The sequence below is a fragment of the Streptomyces sp. NPDC037290 genome (assembly GCF_055603245.1).
This window is the reverse complement of record NZ_JBVJVZ010000010.1, coordinates 285,626-304,684: the sequence shown is the minus strand read 5'-3', so window position 1 is coordinate 304,684 and position 19,059 is coordinate 285,626. Positions and strand designations below refer to the sequence as shown.

15 protein-coding genes and 2 pseudogenes are annotated in these 19,059 nt (G+C 72.2%); 1 reads left to right on the top strand and 16 read right to left on the bottom strand.

The genetic code is table 11. The features are described 5' to 3' along the window. On the bottom strand, positions 1-1,007 hold a 1,007-nt coding region (locus tag ACZ7HQ_RS31075; RefSeq protein WP_470996960.1), incomplete at its 3' end, for a maltotransferase domain-containing protein. A gap of 332 nt (positions 1,008-1,339) precedes the next feature. On the opposite strand from ACZ7HQ_RS31075, the gene glgP reads away from it, so the two are divergent. Then, entirely contained in the window at positions 1,340-3,958 is a 2,619-nt protein-coding gene (glgP, locus tag ACZ7HQ_RS31070; RefSeq protein ID WP_470996957.1) for an alpha-glucan family phosphorylase, read from the top strand. A 24-nt stretch (positions 3,959-3,982) separates the two neighbouring features. On the opposite strand, the gene ACZ7HQ_RS31065 is transcribed toward glgP, so the two are convergent. From ACZ7HQ_RS31065 to ACZ7HQ_RS30995, 15 genes and pseudogenes are all read right to left on the bottom strand, one after another. Further along, positions 3,983-4,375 carry a hypothetical protein gene (locus tag ACZ7HQ_RS31065; RefSeq protein ID WP_470996954.1) on the bottom strand — a complete coding sequence of 131 codons (393 nt, stop codon included), beginning with the start codon at positions 4,373-4,375 and terminating at the stop codon, positions 3,983-3,985. 48 nt (positions 4,376-4,423) lie between these two features. Then, positions 4,424-4,603 (bottom strand): DUF397 domain-containing protein, encoded by a 180-nt coding sequence (locus ACZ7HQ_RS31060; protein ID WP_470996952.1) that lies wholly within the window; start codon positions 4,601-4,603, stop codon positions 4,424-4,426. Positions 4,604-4,611: 8 nt separating this feature from the next. Continuing rightward, positions 4,612-4,764, bottom strand: a pseudogene (locus ACZ7HQ_RS31055) (Scr1 family TA system antitoxin-like transcriptional regulator); the annotation flags it as partial. 377 nt (positions 4,765-5,141) lie between these two features. Further along, positions 5,142-5,765, bottom strand: a pseudogene (locus ACZ7HQ_RS31050) (histidine phosphatase family protein); the annotation flags it as partial. A gap of 75 nt (positions 5,766-5,840) precedes the next feature. Further along, a complete protein-coding gene (locus ACZ7HQ_RS31045) occupies positions 5,841-6,344 on the bottom strand; it encodes a nucleoside deaminase (protein ID WP_470996949.1) in 504 nt (167 codons plus the stop codon). 175 nt (positions 6,345-6,519) lie between these two features. Continuing rightward, a complete protein-coding gene (locus ACZ7HQ_RS31040) occupies positions 6,520-6,675 on the bottom strand; it encodes a hypothetical protein (RefSeq protein WP_470996946.1) in 156 nt (51 codons plus the stop codon). A gap of 212 nt (positions 6,676-6,887) precedes the next feature. Further along, a complete protein-coding gene (locus ACZ7HQ_RS31035; RefSeq protein ID WP_470996943.1) occupies positions 6,888-7,409 on the bottom strand; it encodes a DUF1990 family protein in 522 nt (173 codons plus the stop codon). Between the two features lie 73 nt (positions 7,410-7,482). After that, positions 7,483-9,141, bottom strand: a complete 1,659-nt coding sequence (locus ACZ7HQ_RS31030; protein WP_470996940.1) for a M4 family metallopeptidase — start codon at positions 9,139-9,141, stop codon at positions 7,483-7,485. Positions 9,142-9,378: 237 nt separating this feature from the next. Continuing rightward, positions 9,379-11,415, bottom strand: coding sequence for a M4 family metallopeptidase (locus ACZ7HQ_RS31025; RefSeq protein WP_470996937.1), 2,037 nt, complete (start codon positions 11,413-11,415; stop codon positions 9,379-9,381). A gap of 253 nt (positions 11,416-11,668) precedes the next feature. Further along, positions 11,669-13,615, bottom strand: coding sequence for an ABC transporter ATP-binding protein (locus tag ACZ7HQ_RS31020; protein WP_470996934.1), 1,947 nt, complete (start codon positions 13,613-13,615; stop codon positions 11,669-11,671). A gap of 61 nt (positions 13,616-13,676) precedes the next feature. Beyond that, positions 13,677-15,401, bottom strand: coding sequence for an ABC transporter transmembrane domain-containing protein (locus tag ACZ7HQ_RS31015; protein WP_470996931.1), 1,725 nt, complete (start codon positions 15,399-15,401; stop codon positions 13,677-13,679). An 87-nt stretch (positions 15,402-15,488) separates the two neighbouring features. After that, the gene (locus tag ACZ7HQ_RS31010) at positions 15,489-16,133 is read right to left on the bottom strand and encodes a response regulator (protein ID WP_470996928.1); all 645 of its coding nucleotides are present in this window, start codon (positions 16,131-16,133) and stop codon (positions 15,489-15,491) included. Then, on the bottom strand, positions 16,123-17,373 hold the full coding sequence (locus tag ACZ7HQ_RS31005; RefSeq protein WP_470996925.1) for a sensor histidine kinase: 1,251 nt from the start codon (positions 17,371-17,373) through the stop codon (positions 16,123-16,125). Before ACZ7HQ_RS31005 ends, ACZ7HQ_RS31010 begins: the two co-directional genes overlap by 11 nt. A 25-nt stretch (positions 17,374-17,398) precedes the next feature. Beyond that, on the bottom strand, positions 17,399-18,133 hold the full coding sequence (locus ACZ7HQ_RS31000; protein WP_470996923.1) for an ABC transporter permease: 735 nt from the start codon (positions 18,131-18,133) through the stop codon (positions 17,399-17,401). Further along, positions 18,130-19,038: an ABC transporter ATP-binding protein gene (locus ACZ7HQ_RS30995; protein WP_470996920.1), complete on the bottom strand. Its 909-nt coding sequence runs from the start codon at positions 19,036-19,038 to the stop codon at positions 18,130-18,132. Before ACZ7HQ_RS30995 ends, ACZ7HQ_RS31000 begins: the two co-directional genes overlap by 4 nt. Positions 19,039-19,059: the final 21 nt, after the last annotated feature.

The following is a 19,059-nucleotide window of genomic DNA, read 5'->3' as shown; positions in this document are numbered from 1 at the left end:
GCGGTGAGGGTGTTGTTGGGGCCCTTGCGGAACGTCGTGCCGATGGGGTGGACGGGGGGCAGGTAGACGACGTCGAAGCCCATCGCGGCGATCGCCGGCAGCCGGCGCGCGGCGGTGCGGAACGTGCCGTGCGGCTGCTCGGCGGTGCCCTCGGAGCGGGGGAAGAACTCGTACCAGGAGCCGTACAGAGCGCGTTCCCGCTCCACCAGCAGCGGCATCGGATCGGACGCGGTGACCAGCTCCCGCAACGGATGCCGGGCGAGCAGGTCGCTCACCTCCGGCGCCAGTGCCGCCGCGAGGCGCCAGGCGGCCGGCCGGTCCTCGTCGCGCAGCGCCTCGACCACGTCCAGCACGAGGGGCCGTCGCTCCTCGGGCACTCCGGCGGCCGCGCGCTCGTACAGCCGGGCGCCCTCCTCCAGGACCAGTTCGGTGTCGATGCCGGCCGGGATCTTGATCTGCGCATGGTGCCGCCAGGTCGCCAGCGGGTCGGACCAGGCCTCCACCGTGTAGGTCCAGCGCCCCGGTTCGCCCGCGGTGACGGTGGCGCCCCAGCGGTCGGTGCCCGGGGCGAGTTCGCGCATCGGCGTCCACGGGCCTGGACGGTCCTTCGGATCACGCAGCACGACGTTCGCGGCGACGGCGTCGTGACCCTCCCGGAAGACGGTGGCGGACACCTCGAACGACTCACCGGTGACCGCCTTGGCCGGCCTGCGCCCGTGCTGGACCACGGGGCGTACGTCCAGGACGGGGATCCGGCCGAGGGTGGCCTCGCCGGGGCCGGGCGGCGCGCCGGCGGGGCCGGGCACGCGGGCGGCGCGCTTCACGGCCTTCTTGGCCGCCGGCTTCTCCGTCGGCTTGGCCGCCGTCTTCTTGGCCGTCCTCTCGGCCGTTTTCTTGACCGTCCTCTCGGCCGTCTTCTTGGCCGTCTTCTTGGCCGTCTTCTTCGCCGCTGCCGTGCTCTTGCTGCTGCTGCTCGGAGGTGGTGACGAGTGGTGCGTGGCGGGCATGACCGCTCCTGTCCGCGTCAACGTGGGTGTGGGCGGATGGATGTGGGGAGATGGGTCCTGCGGAGGTGCTGGGTGACGCCTGTGGGGTGTGTACCGGAGGAGCCTTCCCACCCTGTTCGGGTGGGCAATCCGGAACTTTGTTAACTACTCCCGCGTATGTCCACCCACAAGACCGGCCCCCTTCTTTCCGCATGCCCGATGCCCGCCTCCCCACGCCCCGACACCCCCATCGGGCGCGTCCCCACCGACCCCCCGGTAACCACTACCGTCGATGACGACGACGAGACGTACAGCGCCGTGCGTCTCACTCCGTGACGCGTCCGAGGTGGCATGTGAAGGCGATCCGTCGGTTCACCGTCCGTCCCGTTCTCCCCGAACCCCTCCGGCCGCTGAGTGACCTGGCGCGCAATCTGCGCTGGTCCTGGCATGCGGAAACGCGCGATCTGTTCCAGTCCGTCGACCCCGAGGCCTGGGCCGCGGCCGGGGGAGACCCGGTGCGGCTGCTGGGCCGGGTGCGGCCCGGGCGGCTGGCCGAACTGGCCGCGGACCGGCGGTTCCTGCGCCGGCTCGGCGCGGTCGCCGACGACCTCGACGACTATCTGACCGGCGACCGCTGGTACCAGACACAGGCGGACGGCCTGCCCGCCGCGGTGGCCTACTTCTCCCCCGAGTTCGGCATCACCGCAGCCCTGCCCCAGTACTCCGGCGGCCTCGGCATCCTCGCCGGGGACCATCTGAAGGCGGCCAGCGACCTGGGCGTCCCCCTGATCGGGGTCGGTCTCCTCTACCGGCACGGGTACTTCCGGCAGTCCCTGTCCCGTGACGGCTGGCAGCAGGAGCACTACCCGGTGCTGGACCCCAACGAGCTGCCCCTCACCCAGCCGAAGGAAGCCGACGGCAGCCCGGCACAGGTCTCGCTCGCGCTGCCCGGCGGCAGGGCCCTGCACGCCCGGATCTGGCTGGCCCAGGTCGGCCGGGTGCCGCTGCTGCTGCTCGACTCGGACGTGGAGGACAACGACCTCGGCGAACGCGGGGTGACCGACCGGCTCTACGGCGGCGGCAGCGAGCACCGGCTGCTGCAGGAGATGCTGCTCGGCATAGGGGGTGTCCGGGCGGTGCGGACGTACTGCCGGCTCACCGGGCACCCGGAGCCGGAGGTGTTCCACACCAACGAGGGGCACGCGGGCTTCCTGGGCCTGGAGCGGATCGCCGAACTGTGCGAGCGGGGCCTCGACTTCGACTCGTCCCTGGAGGCGGTGCGCGGCGGCACGGTCTTCACCACCCACACCCCCGTCCCGGCCGGCATCGACCGCTTCGACCGGGAGCTGGTCGCCCGGCACTTCGGAACGGACGCCGAGCTTCCCGGCATCGAGGTGGACCGCGTCCTGCGGCTCGGCATGGAGACCTACCCGGGCGGCGAGCCGAACCTGTTCAACATGGCCGTGATGGGGCTGCGGCTGGCCCAGCGGGCCAACGGCGTGTCGCTGCTGCACGGCCAGGTCAGCCGGGAGATGTTCGCGGGACTGTGGCCGGGATTCGACGCCGAGGAGGCGCCGATCACGTCCGTGACCAACGGAGTGCACGCGCCGACCTGGGTCGCTCCGGAGGTGCTGCGGCTCGGGGCCCGGCAGGTCGGCTCCGAGCGGGCCGAGGACGCGCTGACCGTCGGCGGCTCCGAGCGCTGGGACTCGGTCGCGGAGATCGGGGACCAGGAGATCTGGGAGCTGCGCCGCACCCTGCGCGAACAGCTGGTGCTGGAGGTGCGGGACCGGCTGCGGGCGTCATGGCGCCAACGGGGGGCCGGGAACGCGGAGTTGGGCTGGATCGACGGAGTGCTGGACCCGGACGTCCTCACGATCGGCTTCGCGCGCCGGGTGCCGTCGTACAAACGCCTGACGCTGATGCTCCGCGACCGCGACCGCCTGATGGAGCTGCTGCTCCACCCGGACCACCCGATCCAGATCGTCGTGGCGGGCAAGGCTCACCCGGCGGACGACAGCGGCAAACGCCTCGTCCAGGAACTGGTCCGCTTCGCCGACGACCCGCGGGTCCGCCACCGCATCGTCTTCCTGCCCGACTACGGCATGGCGATGGCGCAGAAGCTCTACCCCGGCTGCGACGTCTGGCTGAACAACCCGTTGCGCCCCCTGGAGGCCTGCGGCACCTCCGGCATGAAGGCGGCGCTGAACGGCTGCCTGAACCTGTCCGTCCTGGACGGCTGGTGGGACGAATGGTTCCAGCCGGACTTCGGCTGGGCCATCCCGACGGCGGACGGCGCGGGCATGGACGTGGACCGCCGGGACGACATCGAGGCGGCGGCCCTGTACGACCTGCTGGAGCAGCGGGTGACCCCGCGGTTCTACGAGCGAGGGCGGGGCGGGTTGCCGGACCGCTGGATCGCGATGGTCCGCCAGACGTTGAGTCTGCTGGGCCCGAAGGTGCTGGCCGGCCGCATGGTCCGCGAGTACGTCGACCGTCTCTACGTCCCCGCGGCGCAGGCGCACCGCGCGCTGACCCCGGACACCGCGAGCGAACTGGCCGCCTGGAAGGCCAGGGTGCGGGCGGCGTGGCCGGGCGTGAGCGTCGACCACGTGGAGACGACCGCCACGACGGCCACGGCGGAGCTGGGCACGACGGTGGGCCTGCGGGTGCGGGTCGGCCTGGGCGCGTTGTCGCCGGACGACGTCGAGGTGCAGGCGGTGTCCGGCCGGGTGGACGCGGAGGACCGGATCACCGACGCGACGGTCGTCCTCCTGAAGCCGGCCGGCACCCCGGACCTGGAGGGCCGCCTGCTGTACGAGGGCCCGCTCGCCCTGGACCGCACCGGCCCCTACGGCTACACCGTCCGCATTCTGCCGAGCCACCGCCTCCTGGCGTCCGGCGCGGAGATGGGACTGGTGGCGGTGCCTTCGGAGGAGGGGGCGGAGGGGGCGGGCGTGTTGTTGCGGTGACCGTCCCGCCCGGACGCGGCTGCGCTACGGCAGCGGCAGTCCGAGGCCCGAGCAGTCGTTCCCCCCGGCCGGGTCCGGCGCGTACAGCCAGTACACGGTCGCGAGCAGAGCCAGGGCCAGGAGCAGCCCGGCCACCGCGGACACCACCGCGAGCCCGCGCCGTTCGGTGCGGGGGAGGGCGAGGAACACCAGCAGACCCCCGACGGCACAGGCGAGACCGGCCCATGAGGTGACGTACATCCGCGTGGACGGCCCCAGGTACCGGCAGTTTTTGAAGGTGTCCGAGTCCCAGGCCAGACGGGCGGCCAGCAGTACGGCGGAGATGCATGCCGGCAGGGCGACGAGCAGGACTCGGCGGCGCCGGGCCCCGGGACCGGGCGAGGGGACCGGCGCGGGGGTGTGCAGAGGTGGGGTCATCGGTACCAGCCCGGGTCGGGGACGCACCGCAGGTGCTGTGCGCCTTCGTTACGGCGTCTTCTTCAGGGCCTCGATGAAGAGGGCGAAGGACCCGGCCGGGACGGTGAGGGTGCCGACGGCCGGGTCCTTGGAGTCGCGGATGGATGTGCGGGTGGCGGTGGTGGCTATCTCCACGCATTCGTTGCCGTCGCCCGGGCCCGAGTAGGACGACTTCCGCCAATTGTCCATGGGGAACCTCATAGGTCCTTCGCCAGTCTGTGGATGAGTTCACGCGATTGCTCGGGGTCGAGTGACGCGGCCTCCACCTTACGGAAACTCGTTCGATAGGTCTTGAGCTGAGCCTCGGAATCGATGAAGGCCGAGCCATGCAGTGCGTCGCGGACCAGCGTGGCGGCGTCGGCGAGGGAGCGGGGTCGCGCCTCGCATGGACGGTGGGTGAGTTCAGCGGCTGCGGAGCAGGTGGATGGGGGCGCGGGTGTGGCGCGTGCCTCGGCCTCAAGACTTCGCGGCGTGGAGCGATTGGCAGATTTGGGCCACGGGGTGGAGTCAGTGGGGACGCAGGCGGGGATGGATGTGCCTGGCGGCGTGGCCCAAGACTGCCAATTTGCCGCAGTGGTCATCACATCAGCACATTGCCGGGGGCAACGCGGAACGGTGAGGCGTCGGGCAGGTCGGCTGGATTGCGATCCCGGCAGGTGGGAGTGGATTGCGGTACCGAGCGAGTAGCCGCGGCCTGGTGCGGCCGCGGCTACTGTGCAAGGCCCGCCTAACGGAGGTGCCCCGTGTCGTTGAGCAGGTGTACCGACGCGTTCCCCTCCGCGTAGTACGCCACCACCGACAGCGACGCCGCTGCCAGTTCCATCCGGAAGAGTGTCTGTGCCGGTGCCTCCAGGGCCAGCCGCAGGAGTGTTCTCAGGGGGCCGACGTGCGAGACGACCAGCACCGTTTTCTCCGCATGCCGTGTCAGCAGTGCGTCCCGCGCCGCCGCCACCCGTCGCGTCACCTCCTCGAACGGCTCGCCGCCGCCGGTGGGTGCCGCCGTGGGGGACTTCAGCCATGCCGTCAGGTCGGCCGGGTGGCGCTCGCGGACCTCGGCGAAGGTCAGGCCCTCCCAGGCGCCGAAGTCGGCCTCGCGCAGGTCCTCCTCGATGTGGACGTCCAGGCCCAGCCGGGCGGCGACCGTCTGTGCCGTCTCCCGGCAGCGGCGCAGCGGTGAGGCGACGATCGCCTGCACACCGCCGCGGGCGGCCAGCAGTGCCGCGGTCGCCTCGGCCTGCCGCCGCCCGGCCTCCGACAGCGACGGATCCGGGCCACCGCTGCCGGAGAACCGCCTCTCGGGTGTCAGCGGTGTCTCACCGTGCCGCAGCAGTACGAGAGTCGTCGGCCTGCCCCGGCCCGCGAGGCCCGGGAGGCCGGGGAGTCCCGCGTCCGTCGCCTTGTTCACCACAGGCTGCGGAACTCCTCGTCAGTAGTCGATGCGGTCGGACTTGGCCAGCCACGCGTCGAACGGCGCCGTGCGGTTGGGCAGGTCCAGGTGCTCGACCGACATCGGCCACATCGCCGCGGGCTTCTTGTCGAACAGGTCGTAGAACTTGCGGTCGTCGAAGCCGGCCACCGCGGCATCGTGCCGGTCGGCGGAGTAGACGAGCCGGTCGACGCGCGCCCACAGCGCGGTGGACAGGCACATCGGACACGGCTCACACGAGGTGACCAGGGTGCAGCCCGCCAGCGAGAAGGTGCCCAGCTCCCTGCAGGCGGCGCGGATCGCGCTCACCTCGGCGTGCGCCGACGGGTCCAGGGACGAGGTGACCTGGTTGTTGCCGAGCGCCACGACCTCGCCGTCCTTGGCGATCAGCGCGCCGAAGGGACCCCCACCGTTCAGCACGCTGTTGGTGGCCAGCGTGATCGCCTTCTCCATCCAGACGCGCTCGACGTCCTGGATGTTCGTTTCCTGGGTCTGCGTGGTCACGGTTGCTCCTTTTTCGAAGAGGTGTGGGGCTTGCGGGAGGGGTCTGGTCGGCCATCAGGAGGCCGCTGCCTCGGTGACGAGACAGTTGCCGAGCGTGAGGTTGGTCGATCTCCGTCGCCCTGATCGGTGATCGTCTGCACCCTGGAGGTACCGTGCACATGCGGCCGCGTGCTCGTCACGGCGGCTTCTTCGTCGTGTACACCGAGTCCCACACCGCGCGCCCGGCCCCGAGGCCGGCCGGGACGGTGTCGCGGTCGTCGAGTTCCGCGGTGACGGCGGTACCCGGATCGGGGCACGCGGTCTCGACCTGGTGAGACAACGTCTCAGTCAAGGCTTTCCCCCTCGTCGGGTCGCCATCCGCCTTCTCGTTGCGACTTGTACGAGGAGTACACAGGTAACCGGGTGATGTCGGCCAGGCGTGGAAGGCATGAAGGAGCCGCAGGCTGAGGCCATGTCTTTCGGAGCTTCCTACAAGCGCCGGCCCGGGCCCCTGGCCTGCGGAATCTTCCCCATCGCGGGGGTCCTACGGGGTGATCTCGCCCCTTATTCCTCGGACAGCGGAGCGCACAGCCTGCGCAGGACCGCACCGCAGCGGCGGGCGTACGCGTGCTGGAGGCCTCGGGTGGCCGGGCCGCCTGCCTTGGCGTACCACTTGGCCCCCCTGCTGAAGGCCGCGACCGTCAGCCACACCGTGCCGTCGCCCGTGCGGTCGACCACGAAGGCCTCCTCGCCGCACTCGGGGTGGCCCGCCAGGGTGCCGTAGGCCCAGCCGGCCCGGCGGGGCTCCTCGGCCGTCCAGACGACGCGGCAGGGGGCCTTGATCAGGCCGGCCAGGGTGACCGTGACGTCGGTGCCGGGGGCCGCGCGGTGGGCGTCGGCCTGGATGCCGACGCCCAGCTCGCGGTGCATCTCCCAGGTGAGGACCGCCTCGGCGGCCCGCTGGAAGACCTTGTGGCCCTCGCCGAGGCGGGTGCGCACGAGCATGGGGTGGAAGCCGGGCGGGCAGTACGTCAGGTCGTTGCGGGTCGCGCCGACCGGCTCGTAGGTGAAGGGCGCCGAGGACATGGGTCACAAGCGTAGGGCGGCACCCGGGACGTCTTCCGTCCGGGTGCCGCCCGATTCCCCAGGAACTGTGCGCCTAGTTGACGTTCACGGCCGACCAGGCGGCCGCCACCGCCTTGTACTCGGTGCTGGAGGAGCCGTACAGGGCGGACGCGGCGGACAGGGTGCCCGCGCGGGCCGCCTTGTAGTTGGTCGTCGACGTGAAGTACGTCGTCAGCGCCTTGTACCAGATCTGCAGCGCCTTGTCCCGGCCGATGCCGGTGACCGTGGAGCCGTTGGAGGTCGGGGAGTTGTAGGTGACCCCGTTGATCGTCTTCGAGCCGCTGCCCTCGGACAGCAGGTAGAAGAAGTGGTTCGCGACACCGGACGAGTAGTGGACGTCCAGGTTGCCGACGGAGGAGGACCAGTAGTCCGCCGAGCCGCCGTCCTTGCTGGGCTTGTCCATGTAGCGCAGCGGGGTGCCGTCGCCGTTGATGTTGATCTTCTCGCCGATGAGGTAGTCACCCTTGTCGGACGCGTTGTTGGCGTAGAACTCCACGCCGGTGCCGAAGATGTCCGAGGTGGCCTCGTTCAGGCCGCCGGACTCGCCGGAGTAGTCGAGGCCCGCGGTGTTGGCGGTGACGCCGTGGCTCATCTCGTGGCCGGCCACGTCCAGCGAGGTCAGCGGGTCGGCGTTGCCGTCACCGTCGCCGTAGGTCATGCAGAAGCAGCTGTCGTCCCAGAACGCGTTGACGTACGAGTTGCCGTAGTGGACGCGCGAGTAGGCGCCGACGCCGTCGTTCTTGATGCCGCTGCGGCCGAACGTGTTCTTGTAGAAGTCCCACGTCTCCGCCGCGCCGTAGGCGGCGTCGGCGGCCGCGGTCTGGTCGGAGGAGGAGGTGGAGGCGGTGCCGGTGCCGAAGACGTTGGTCGAGCTGGCCACCAGGGTGCCCTTGCCGGACGTCTTGCGGGCCAGGTTGTACGTCTTGTGACCGCCCCGGGCACCGTCGGTGAGCTGGTACGTCGAGCCCGACTGCGTGGTGTTGAGGCTGACCGTGCCGGAGTACAGCGTCTTGCCGGTGCCGGTCGCGTTCTCGATGCCCTGGTACTGGAAGAGCTTCTTGCCGGTGGCGGCGTCGGTGATGACGTGCAGCTGGTTCGGGGTGCCGTCGTCCTGCAGACCGCCGACGACCGTCTCGTAGGCGAGGACGGGCTTGCCGGAGCCGGCCCAGATGACCTTGCGGGCGCCGTCCGCGGAGGTCTTGGCGGAGCCAAGGGTCCTGGCGGCGGACACCGCGGCCTTCTCGGCCCTGGCCGCGGTGAGCTGCGGCTTGAGCGAGGCCACCTTGATGGTCGCCTTGGTCGCTCTGGTGACGCCCTCGGTCCTGCCCGACTTGGCGGTGTGGACGACGAGGTCGCCGCCGAGCACCGGCAGGCCCGCGTAGGTGCGCTCGTAGCGGGTGTGGACGGTGCCGTCGGCGTCCTTCACGACGTCCTTGACGACCAGCTTCTCCTTGGCCCCGAGGCCGATCTGCCGGGCGGTCGCGGCCGCGTCGGCCTGCGCCTTCTGTATCAGGGAGGTGCGGGCGGCGGCGGACAGCGCGGTCGGCGCCGCGGCCGAGGTCCTGGCGGCGGCACCGGCCGGGGTCTGGGCGGAGGCGCTGGTGGCCAGACCGGTGGAGATGAGGGCTCCGGCGGCGACGGCGGTGGCGATCACCAGAGTGGTGCGCTTGTGACGCGCGTAGCGGGGGGTCACGCAAGCTCCTTCGTGTGGGGAGTCCGGTCAGCGTGGGGTTACTGGCCGGGACGATGTGGTGAAGCTCTGCGGCGGGTGAAGGAAGAGTGGCATCAGGGGCGCGTACATGTCAGGGCCCTGAAGTGATGTTGGCCGAAAATCAACTGTCCGAGAAACGTTGCAGGTGTGTTAACGGGTGCCGTCCGAGGGTGCCGGACCCTCGGACGACCCCCAGTTCCCGGGGCTGTTGCTCTCCGTTTACGGGAACGTCAGCTTCCAGCCGTTGATCGTTCCGGTGTCGTAGGTGGCCTGATCCTGCACCTTGAGTTTCCAGGTGCCGTTGGCCGGTTCGGCGGAGGCGTTGACCGTGTAGGTCTCGTTCACGTTGTCCGCCGAGTCCGAGGAGCTGAAGTTCTTCAGCCGGTAGGCGGTGCCCGACGGTCCGACGAGGTCGATCACCAGGTCACCCCGCCAGGTGTGCGTGATGTTGACGCTCACCTGGAGGTTGCTGGGCGCGTTTCCGCTCCGGCCGGAGACCGTGATGTTCGAGGTGACGGCCGGTCCGTTGTCCGGGATGGCGACCGGGGTGTTGCTCTCGTACGACGTACCGCCGCCCCCGCCGCCTCCGGAGCGCGAACCGACCGCGACGCCCGCCCACGCGTCCTGCACCGCCTTGTACTCGGCGCTGGAGGTGCCGTACAGCTCACCGGCCGCCGCGAGGGTGCCGGTGCGGGCGCCCGCGTAGTCGGTGGTGGACGTCCACTTGGTGGTCAGCGCCCGGTACCAGATCTGCAGCGCCTTGTCCCGGCCGATGCCGGTGACCGGAAGCCCGTCCGCGGTCGGTGAGTTGTAGCTGACGCCGTTGATCACCTTGGCGCCGCTGCCCTCGCTCAGCAGATAGAAGAAGTGGTTGGCGACGCCCGAGGAGTAGTGCACGTCGAGGTTGCCGACACCCGAGTACCAGGAGTCCGCCGAGCCGCCGTCCTTGCTGGGCTTGTCCATGTACCGCAGCGGGGTGCCGTCGCCGTTGATGTTGATCTTCTCGCCGATGAGGTAGTCACCGGGGTCGGAGCTGTTGTTGGCGTAGAACTCCACGCCGGTGCCCATGATGTCGCTGGTCGCCTCGTTCAGGCCGCCGGACTCGTCGCTGTAGTCGAGGCCCGCGGTGTTGGCGGTGACGCCGTGGCTCATCTCGTGGCCGGCCACGTCCAGCGAGGTCAACGGGTCGTTGTTGCCGGACCCGTCGCCGTAGGTCATGCAGAAGCAGCCGTCGTCCCAGAAGGCGTTCACGTACGAGTTGCCGTAGTGCACGCGGGAGTAGGCGCCGACGCCGTCGTTCCTGATGCCGCTGCGGCCGAACGTGTTCTTGTAGAAGTCCCAGGTCTCCTGCGCGCCGTAGTGGGCGTCCGCGCCCGCCGTCGCGGCGTTCGACGTGGTGCCGTCGCCCCAGGTGTCGTTGCTCTGCGAGAAGAGGGTGCCGGTGCCCGAGCTGCCGTGGTTCAGGTTGTACGTCTTGTGGTTGCCGCGCGCCCCGTCGGTCAGCGTGTACGTCGACCCCGAGTGGGTCGTGGTCAGGTTCACCTGGCCGCTGTAGCGGGTGTTGCCGACGCCGGTCTCGATGCCCTGGTGTTCATGGAGCTTCTTGCCGGTGGTGGCGTCGGTGATGACGTGCAGCTGGTTCGGGGTGCCGTCGTCCTGGAGGCCGCCGACGACCGTCTCGTAGGCGAGGACGGGCTTTCCGCTCGCCGCCCAGATCACCTTGCGGACGGAGTCGGCCGCCGGCCTGCTGCCGCCGAGGGCCCTGGCCTGCTGCACGGCCTGCTTCTCGGCCGCGGCCTTCGACACGGCCGGGGTGAGACCCGCGACCTTCAGTGTGGCGCCGGTGGCCTTGATGACATCCATGGTCTTGCCCGACACGGACGCCACGACCAGGTCGCCGCCGAGCACCGGAAGGCCGGCGTAGGTGCGCTCGTAGCGGGTGTGCAGAGTGCCGTCGGCGTCCTTGACGACGTCCTTGACGACGAGCTTCTCCTTGGCGCCGAGGCCGAGGGACCGGGCGGTGGCGGCCTTCGTCGCGTCGGCGTGACGTATCAGCTCGACACGCTGCGAGGGGGTGAGCTTGACGGCCACATGGGCCGGATTCACCTTGCCGGACTGCGGCTCGGCCGGTGTGGCACTGGCCGCGCCCGACTGGACGGCGGCGGCGATCAGGGCGGCGACACCGGCGAGGGCGACGGTGGCGGTGCGGCGTTGCGCTGCGTGGGAGGTGCGTCTGCGAGAGGAACTGCTTCTCAACACTGACTCCTTCTGCGTGACCGCGGGTCGCGCGGCCAGGGGAGACCGGACGGTGGGTTGGGACGTCCGGGCAGAACAGGGCGTTACGCGGAACCACGTGCAGGCCGATCGTGCACAGCAGGTGGAGCTGTGGGGTTGCTGTGAGTCGGCCAGGGAAGAGTGACAGGGGATCACGGCGCCTGTCAGGACCGCGTCACAAACTTGGCCGGAAATGGTCCGTTGACCGGATGTTCATGTTCGCTATGCGGACCCGTCACCGGGGGCCGGGACCCGTGGTCCCGGGCCGCCCGGCGGAGTCCCCGTGCCAGGTCCGCCACAGCGCCGCGTAGGCGCCGTCGGCCGCCACCAGGTCCTCGTGGGTGCCCAGTTCCGTCAGGCGGCCGTCCTCCATGACCGCCACCCGGTCGGCGTCGTGGGCCGTGTGCAGGCGGTGGGCGATGGCGATGACCGTGCGGCCCTCCAGGACGGCGGCGAGAGCGCGTTCGGTGTGCCGGGCCGTCGTGGGGTCCAGCAGGGCGGTGGCCTCGTCCAGGATCAGGGTGTGCGGGTCGGCCAGCACCACCCGGGCCAGGGCGAGTTGCTGGGCCTGGGAACCGTCGGTGGAGCTGCCGCCCGCGCCCAGCCGGGTGTCCAGGCCGTCCGGCAGCCCACGCACCCAGTCGTCGGCGCCGACCGCGGTGAGCGCCGCCCACACGTCGGCGTCCGTGGCCTCCGGCTCGGCGATCAGCAGGTTGTCCCGGACCGTGCCGAGGAACACATGGTGCTCCTGCGTCACCAGGACCACCTGACGGCGCAGCAGCTCCGGCTCCAGGTCGGCGACCGGCACCCCGCCCACCGTCACCGCGCCGGTGCCGGGCCGGTCGATGCCCGCGAGGAGCCTGCTGAGGGTCGTCTTCCCGGCGCCGGAGGGGCCCACGACCGCGAGGCGCTCCCCGGGCCGTACCGTCAGGTCCACCCCGCGCAGCACCTCTCCGCCGCGTTCATAGGCGTACCGGACCCCGCGCACGTCGATCCGGTCGTCGGCGGGCACCGGGGCGCCGGCCGCGCCCGCCGCCCGCGCCGGGCCGACGCTCCCACGCCGGGTGGTGCGCGCCGGGCCGTCGGTGTCCCGGTGCGGTGTGCGCACCCCGCCGGGGATCTCGTCGCGGGCTGCCTGCACCGGGCCGTCGGTATCCCCGCGCGGCGTGCCCACCGCGGCGGCGATCCGCCGGCGCGGCGCCTGTGCCAGCCCCTCCACGCGCGCGAACGAGGCGCCGCTGCTCTGCAGTTGCTCCACACGCATCAGGACCTGGTCCAGTGGCTCGGTGAACTGCCGCAGATACAGCGCCGCGGCCACCACCGCGCCGACCCCGACAGCGCCGCGCTGGTGCAGCCATCCGCCGAGCAGCAGCACGCCCACCACGGGCACGCCGTACGTCACCTCGACCGCGGGGAAGAACACCGTCCGCAGGAAGAGGGTGTGGAAGCGGGTACGGCGGGACTCCTCCAGCGCGTCCCGGCTCGCCGTGATCCGCCGTTCCCGCAGCCGGAACGCCTCGACGGTCCGGGCCCCGGCCGCCGTCGAGGCGACGATCTCCGCGACCTCGGAGGTGGCCGCGCCCTCGGCGAGATAGCCGTCCCGGGCCCGCCGCAGATACCAGCGCAGCGCGAGCCAGATCGGGGTCAGCCCGAGCAGCCCGAACGCCCCGAGCAGCGGGTCGAGCGCGAACACCGCGCCCAGCACGAACACCGCCTCCACCGAGCACACCAGCAGCTCCGGGCCGACGTCGCGCAGCATGCTGCCCACGGTCGCCACGTCCGCCGTGCCGCGCGCCGTCAGATCGCCGGTGCCTGCCCGCTCCACCACCGACGCGGGCAGCGCCAGCACCCGCTCGACGTACTCCTCACGCACCCGGGCCAGGGTCCGCTCCCCGAACCGGTAGCCGACGTACCGCGCCCAGCGGGCCAGCAGCAGCTGGGCCAGCGCGCACAGCACGATCCACGGTGCGAGCCGGTCCACCGCGCCGACCCCCTGCCCGGCCCGCACGTCGTCCACGATCCGCCCGACCAGCCAGGGCCCGACCAGCCCCGCCCCCGCCGCCAGCGCGTTCAGCAGCAGCGCGGCGGCGAACGCCCGCCCGTCGGCCCGCACCAGCCGCACTGCGGCCCGCCGCACCCGCCCCCGGTCCGCAACCGGCAGCAGCCCCTCACCCACCGTCACCGCCCGCCCCCTTCCGCGCCCCGGCACGCGGACTGCCGTCGCCCCGGTCCCGCGTGCCCCGTCACCGTGCTGCCCCTTCCGCGTTTTCGGCGCCCTCCGTGTCCCGGGCCACGAGGGCCCGGTAGGCCGGCTCCGCCGCGAGCAGTTGCCGGTGTGTGCCGCTGGCCGCGACCTTGCCGTCGACGAGGAACACGACGGTGTCCGCGCGGTCCAGCACCAGCGGCGACGTGGATGTCACCACCGTCGTACGGCCCTCCCGCGCCTCCCGCAGCCGCCGCGCGACCGTCGCTTCGGTGTGCGCGTCCAGCGCCGAGGTCGGCTCCACGGCGAGCAGCACCTCGGGGTCGGCGAGCAACGCCCGCACCAGGCGTACCCGTTGCCGCTGCCCGCCGGACAGGCTGCGGCCCTGCCCGGCCACCGGCGAGTCCGGCCCGTCCGGCAGCCCGCGCACGACGTCCTCGGCGGCGGCCGCGTACAACGCCCGGCCCAACTCCGCCTCACCCGCCGTGCGTTCGGCCGCCACGACCTCCCGCAGGGGCCCCGCGAACAGGTCGGCCTCGTGGTCCGCGACCAGGATCCGCCGCCGTACGTCCGCGAGCGGGACCGCGTCCAGCCGCACCCCGCCCCATTCGGCGTCGGTCGGTCCGAACCGGCCGAGCCGGTCGAGGACGGCGGTGGCCTCGGCGGGCTGGGCGGCGGCCAGCGCGGTGAGCCGGCCCGGCGCCACCCGCACCCCGGACGCCGGATCGTGCAGTCCGGCCGGCCCCTCGGGCGCGGGCAGCGTGCCCTCGTCGGGCTCCGGCTCAAGGCGCAGCAGCCGTACGACACGGCGCGCCGCCACCACACCCCGGTTCAGCTCGTAGGCCATCTGCACGAAGAAGGCCACCGGGCCGATCAGCACCGCCACATAGCCGTACACCGACACCAGCTCGCCGATGCTGATGGACCCCTGGGCCGCCAGCCGGGCCGCGAGCCAGGTCACCACGGCAAGGAACAGCGTGGGCAGCCCCACACCGAGCGCCTGCACCCAGCTGGCCACCGCACCCACCCGGTAGCCCTGCGCACGCAGCCGCTGCGAGTCCACGCGGAAGGCGTCCGCGAACAGCCCCTTGCCGCCGAGCCCGTTGAGGACCCGCAGCCCGCCCGCGAGGTCGCCGATGCGGGCGGTGAGCACGCCCTGCCGCTCCCGGTACCCGCTCTCCGCGCCCTGCAGTCGCAGCGTCAGCGGCCCGGTGAGCAGCGCGATCACCGGCAGCCCGAGCAGGACGACGGCGGCCAGCGGCACCGAGACGGCGAACAGCAGCCCGGCCACCACCGCGTACACCACCACCGAGCCGACGCCCGGCCCGACCACGGTCAGCGCCTGCGCGACGGTCAGCACGTCGCCGACCCCGATGGTCACCACCTCACCGGCCTCCGCCCGGCGCCCCAGCGCGGCCCCGAGCCGCACCACGTGGCCCACGACGACCTTCACCGTGCGGAAGTTGGCGTCCATCCGCACCCGGGTCATCGTGCGGTGCCGCATGATGCTCAGCCAGGCGTTCACCGTCCCCGCCGCGAACATCACCCCGGCCCACCCGGCGAGCACCCCCAGCCGCCCCGGCAGCAGCCCGTCGTCCACGGCCCGCGCCATCAGATACGGCTGCGCGGCCATCAGCACCATCCACACACTGGCCAGCAGCGCCCCGGCCGCCGCCCGGCCCGGCTGGCACAGCACCAGCCACCACAGATAGCGCCAGCCGCCGCGCGTGTCGGGCGCGCCCGGATCCTCGTACGCGTCGATCATCCATCCCCCGATCGGCTCGCCCCGCCGGCAAACCTCGAACCTATCGGGGCCGGGGACGCCCGCTCCATCGAATAACGGAGCCCCTGCTCAGCCCAGGATCCCCCGGTCGTACCCCACCGCGACCGCCGCCGCCCGGTCGTTGACGCCGAGCTTGGCGTACAGATGGGTGAGATGGGTCTTGACCGTCGCCTCGCTGATGAACAGCTCGCGGGCGATCTCGCGGTTCGACGTGCCCCTGGCGACCAGGACCAGCACCTCGCGCTCGCGTGCGGACAGCGGTTCGGCGCCGGGCCCCCGCGGGGTGCGGACCGCGTGCACCAGCCGGGAGGCGACGGCGGGGGAGAGGACCGTACGTCCCTCGGCGGCGGCCCGGACGGCGGTGAACAGCTCGTCGCGCGGGGCGTCCTTGAGGAGGTAGCCGGTCGCCCCCGCCTCGATCGCGGGCAGGGTGTCGGAGTCGGTGTCGTACGTCGTCAGGACGAGGACCCGGGCCCGGGCCCCGCGCCGGGCCAGCTCGCGGATGGCGTCCACGCCGGAACCGCCGGGCATCCGCAGGTCCATCAGGATCACGTCCGGATCCAGGGCCGCGGCCCGGTCGACCGCCTCCACGCCGTTCGCGGCCTCGCCGAGCACGGTGAAGCCGGGGGCGGACTCGAACATGCCGCGCAGGCCGTCGCGCACGACCGGGTGGTCGTCGACGATGAGCAGGGAGATGGTGGTGTCAGCGGTCATCGCGGACCAACGGTACGCGAGCCGACACCGCCGTACCGTGCCCCGGTTCCGACTCGACCGTGAGCGAGCCCGCGATGCGTTCGGCGCGGGCCCGCATGCCGTCCAGGCCGAAGCCTCCGCTGCGGGTGCGGGGCGCTACGGCGGCCGGGTCGAAGCCGGTGCCGTCGTCACGGATGTCCAGCGTGACCTCGTCGCCCATGAAGGACAGGGTCACCCCGACGCGGGCCGGGCGGGCGTGCCGGGCCGCGTTGGACAGGGCCTCCTGGGCGATGCGCAGCAGCGTCGCCGAGACCTCGTCGTGCAGCTGCTCGGCGGTGCCGGTGACCGTGAAGTCGGCACGCGCACCGGTGCGTTGGCCCCACTCGGCGACCGTCTTCTTCAGCGCCTCCGGCAGCCCGTCGGCGGCCAGGGCGACCGGGGCGAGGTTGTGCACCGAGCGGCGGGCCTCACCGAGGCTGTGCCGGGCGAGCGCGGAGGCACGCTCCAGGTGGGTGCGGGCGGTGTCCAGGTCGGGGGCGTTGGCGACGACCTGGAGCTGGGCGATGATCCCCGTCAGGCCCTGGGCGAGGGTGTCGTGGATCTCGGCGGCGAGCCGGCGGCGCTCGTCGGCGACCCCTGCCTCCCGGGCCTGGACGAGGAGCTGGGCGTGCAGCGCGGCGTTCTCGTCGAGGGCCTGCTGCAACGCCGTGTTGGTGCGCTCCAGTTCATCGATGGTGTCGGCCTGGACCACGGCGCGGGCCTGTTCCTGCTGGGCGTACCGGGTGAACAGGGTGACCAGGCCCATGTTGACGGCCAGGACGAGGAAGAAGCCGGTCCACTGGACCAGCCCGTGCGGTGGCCAGCCGCCCACCTGGCCGCCGGCCATGGTGACGGCGGTCAGGAAGAGACCGGGCAGCACCAGTCGGCGGGGCAGGTCGATGGAGGCGGTGTAGTAGCCGATCACGGCGTAGAAGGCGAAGAACGGGTTGAGCCAGGACAGCACGAAGCCGATGGCCCAGCGCAGGAGGTAGAGGCAGACACCGGCCCGGTGCGGCTCCGGCCGCCTCCGCTTCACCCTCGCCCAGTACCCCTGCAGCACGGCGGCCGCGGCCACCAGCACGGCCGACTGGGCCATCTCGTGCCGGTCCATGCCGACCGGGCGCGCCGAGATGGCCGCCGCGACGGTACCGGCGACCAGCAGTGCCCAGGGCCCCCACCTGTCGAAGCGGGCCCGGATCTGCGGTTGCACGGCGGCCGTCATCCCACCAGTGTCCGGCACGGCGCGCTCACTCCCAGCGGAACCAGCGGGCGGCACCCGCCGTCAGCAGCACCGTCCACAGCGCGAGCACGCCCAGGTGCGTCCAGCCCGGCCAGTGCCCGGCCGCCGCCTCGTTCAGGGCGCGGGCCGCCGCACCGAACGGGGTCAGCTGCACCACCCGCGCCAGGGCGTGCGGCATCTCCTGGACCGGCAGCCACACGCCCGCGCAGAACATCATCGGGAAGAACACCGCCGATCCGATCGCACTGGCGATCTTCGTGGTGCGGGACAGCGCCGAGACCACGGAGCCGAGGGCGAGCGCGGCCGCCACCGCGAGGAGGAGGGCGAACAGATAGCCGCCCGGTTGCTGAGGCACGGCCACGCCGAAGGCGACCCGGCCGACCACGATCACGAGCAGCGCGGAGGCCAGGCCGACCACGCCCTGCACGGCCATCTGCGCCGACAGCAGGGCGGAGGGCCGTACCGGCGTGACGGACATCCGGCGCAGGATGCCGCGCTCCCGGTAGCCGGTGAGGACCGGCGGCAGCCCCTGCACACCAGACATGATCATGGCGATCAGCACGGCCACGGGCACATAGGCGTCGATCGGCCGGATCCCGCCCATCGACTTGTCGACGTCCCGGAACGAGGGGATCGAGCCGAGGATCACCAGCAGCAGCGTCGGGAACAGGAAGATCCAGAAGACGGCCGCGGGCTCCCGGCGGAACAGGCGGAACTCGGTACGCAGCACGGCGGTGTTCATGCCGCGGCCTCCTTGGTCAGGTCCAGGAACGCGTCGTCCAGGGTCGCGTCGAGAACGCGGAGCTGGTGGGCGGTGACGCGGTGGCGGGCGAGCAGGGTGATGACCGCGTTGACGGTCTCGTCGGTGCCGGAGAGCGTGATCCGGCCGTCCTTGTGCTCGATGGAGGCGAGCTGCGGCAGCGCGGCGAGCTCACCCTCGTCCAGCGGCGCGGACGGTGTGAAGCTGATGACGGTGGCGCCCGCCGAGCGTCGAATGAGCCCGGCCGGGGTGTCCAGGGCGGCCACGCGGCCCTTGTCGATGACCGCGATCCGGTCGCACAGCCGCTGCGCCTCCTCCATGAAGTGGGTGACGAGCAGCACCGTGACCCCGCTGGCCCGGACGTCCTCGATGAGCTGCCAGGTGTCGCGGCGGGCGCGCGGGTCCAGGCCGGTGGTCAGCTCGTCCAGCACCACGATCCGCGGACTGCCGATGAGGGCCAGCGCGATGAACAGCCGCTGCTGCTGGCCGCCGGACAGCTTGCCGAACCGGGTGCCGAGCTGCGCCGTGAGCCCCAGGCGTTCGGCGAGGGGCCGCCAGTCGGCCGGGTTCGGGTAGAAGGCCGCGTACAGCTCCAGCGCCTCCCGCACCGTGAGCTTGGCCTGCAGTTCGCTCTGCTGGAGCTGGGCGCCGAGGATCCTCGCGACCTCGTCGTGGTCGGCGACCGGGTCGTGACCGGCGACCCGGACCCGGCCGCCGTCCGGGACCCGCAGTCCCTCGACGCACTCCACGGTGGTGGTCTTGCCGGCGCCGTTCGGGCCGAGGATCCCGAAGATCTCGCCCTCCTCGACGGCGAACGAGACGCCGTCGACGACGGCCCGTCCGCCGTACGACTTGCGCAGATCGGTGACTTCGATGACGGATGACATGCCTTGAGCATCCCGGGCGGG

What these genes read in the sequence shown, in the direction of transcription:
- ACZ7HQ_RS31065 (WP_470996954.1), bottom strand. Translation starts at nt 4,375, where the DNA reads ATGACCCCACCTCTGCACACCCCCGCGCCGGTCCCCTCGCCCGGTCCC.
- ACZ7HQ_RS31060 (WP_470996952.1), bottom strand. Translation starts at nt 4,603, where the DNA reads ATGGACAATTGGCGGAAGTCGTCCTACTCGGGCCCGGGCGACGGCAAC.
- ACZ7HQ_RS31035 (WP_470996943.1), bottom strand. Translation starts at nt 7,409, where the DNA reads ATGTCCTCGGCGCCCTTCACCTACGAGCCGGTCGGCGCGACCCGCAAC.
- ACZ7HQ_RS31015 (WP_470996931.1), bottom strand. Translation starts at nt 15,401, where the DNA reads ATGATCGACGCGTACGAGGATCCGGGCGCGCCCGACACGCGCGGCGGC.
- ACZ7HQ_RS31010 (WP_470996928.1), bottom strand. Translation starts at nt 16,133, where the DNA reads ATGACCGCTGACACCACCATCTCCCTGCTCATCGTCGACGACCACCCG.
- ACZ7HQ_RS31005 (WP_470996925.1), bottom strand. Translation starts at nt 17,373, where the DNA reads ATGACGGCCGCCGTGCAACCGCAGATCCGGGCCCGCTTCGACAGGTGG.
- ACZ7HQ_RS31000 (WP_470996923.1), bottom strand. Translation starts at nt 18,133, where the DNA reads ATGAACACCGCCGTGCTGCGTACCGAGTTCCGCCTGTTCCGCCGGGAG.
- ACZ7HQ_RS30995 (WP_470996920.1), bottom strand. Translation starts at nt 19,038, where the DNA reads ATGTCATCCGTCATCGAAGTCACCGATCTGCGCAAGTCGTACGGCGGA.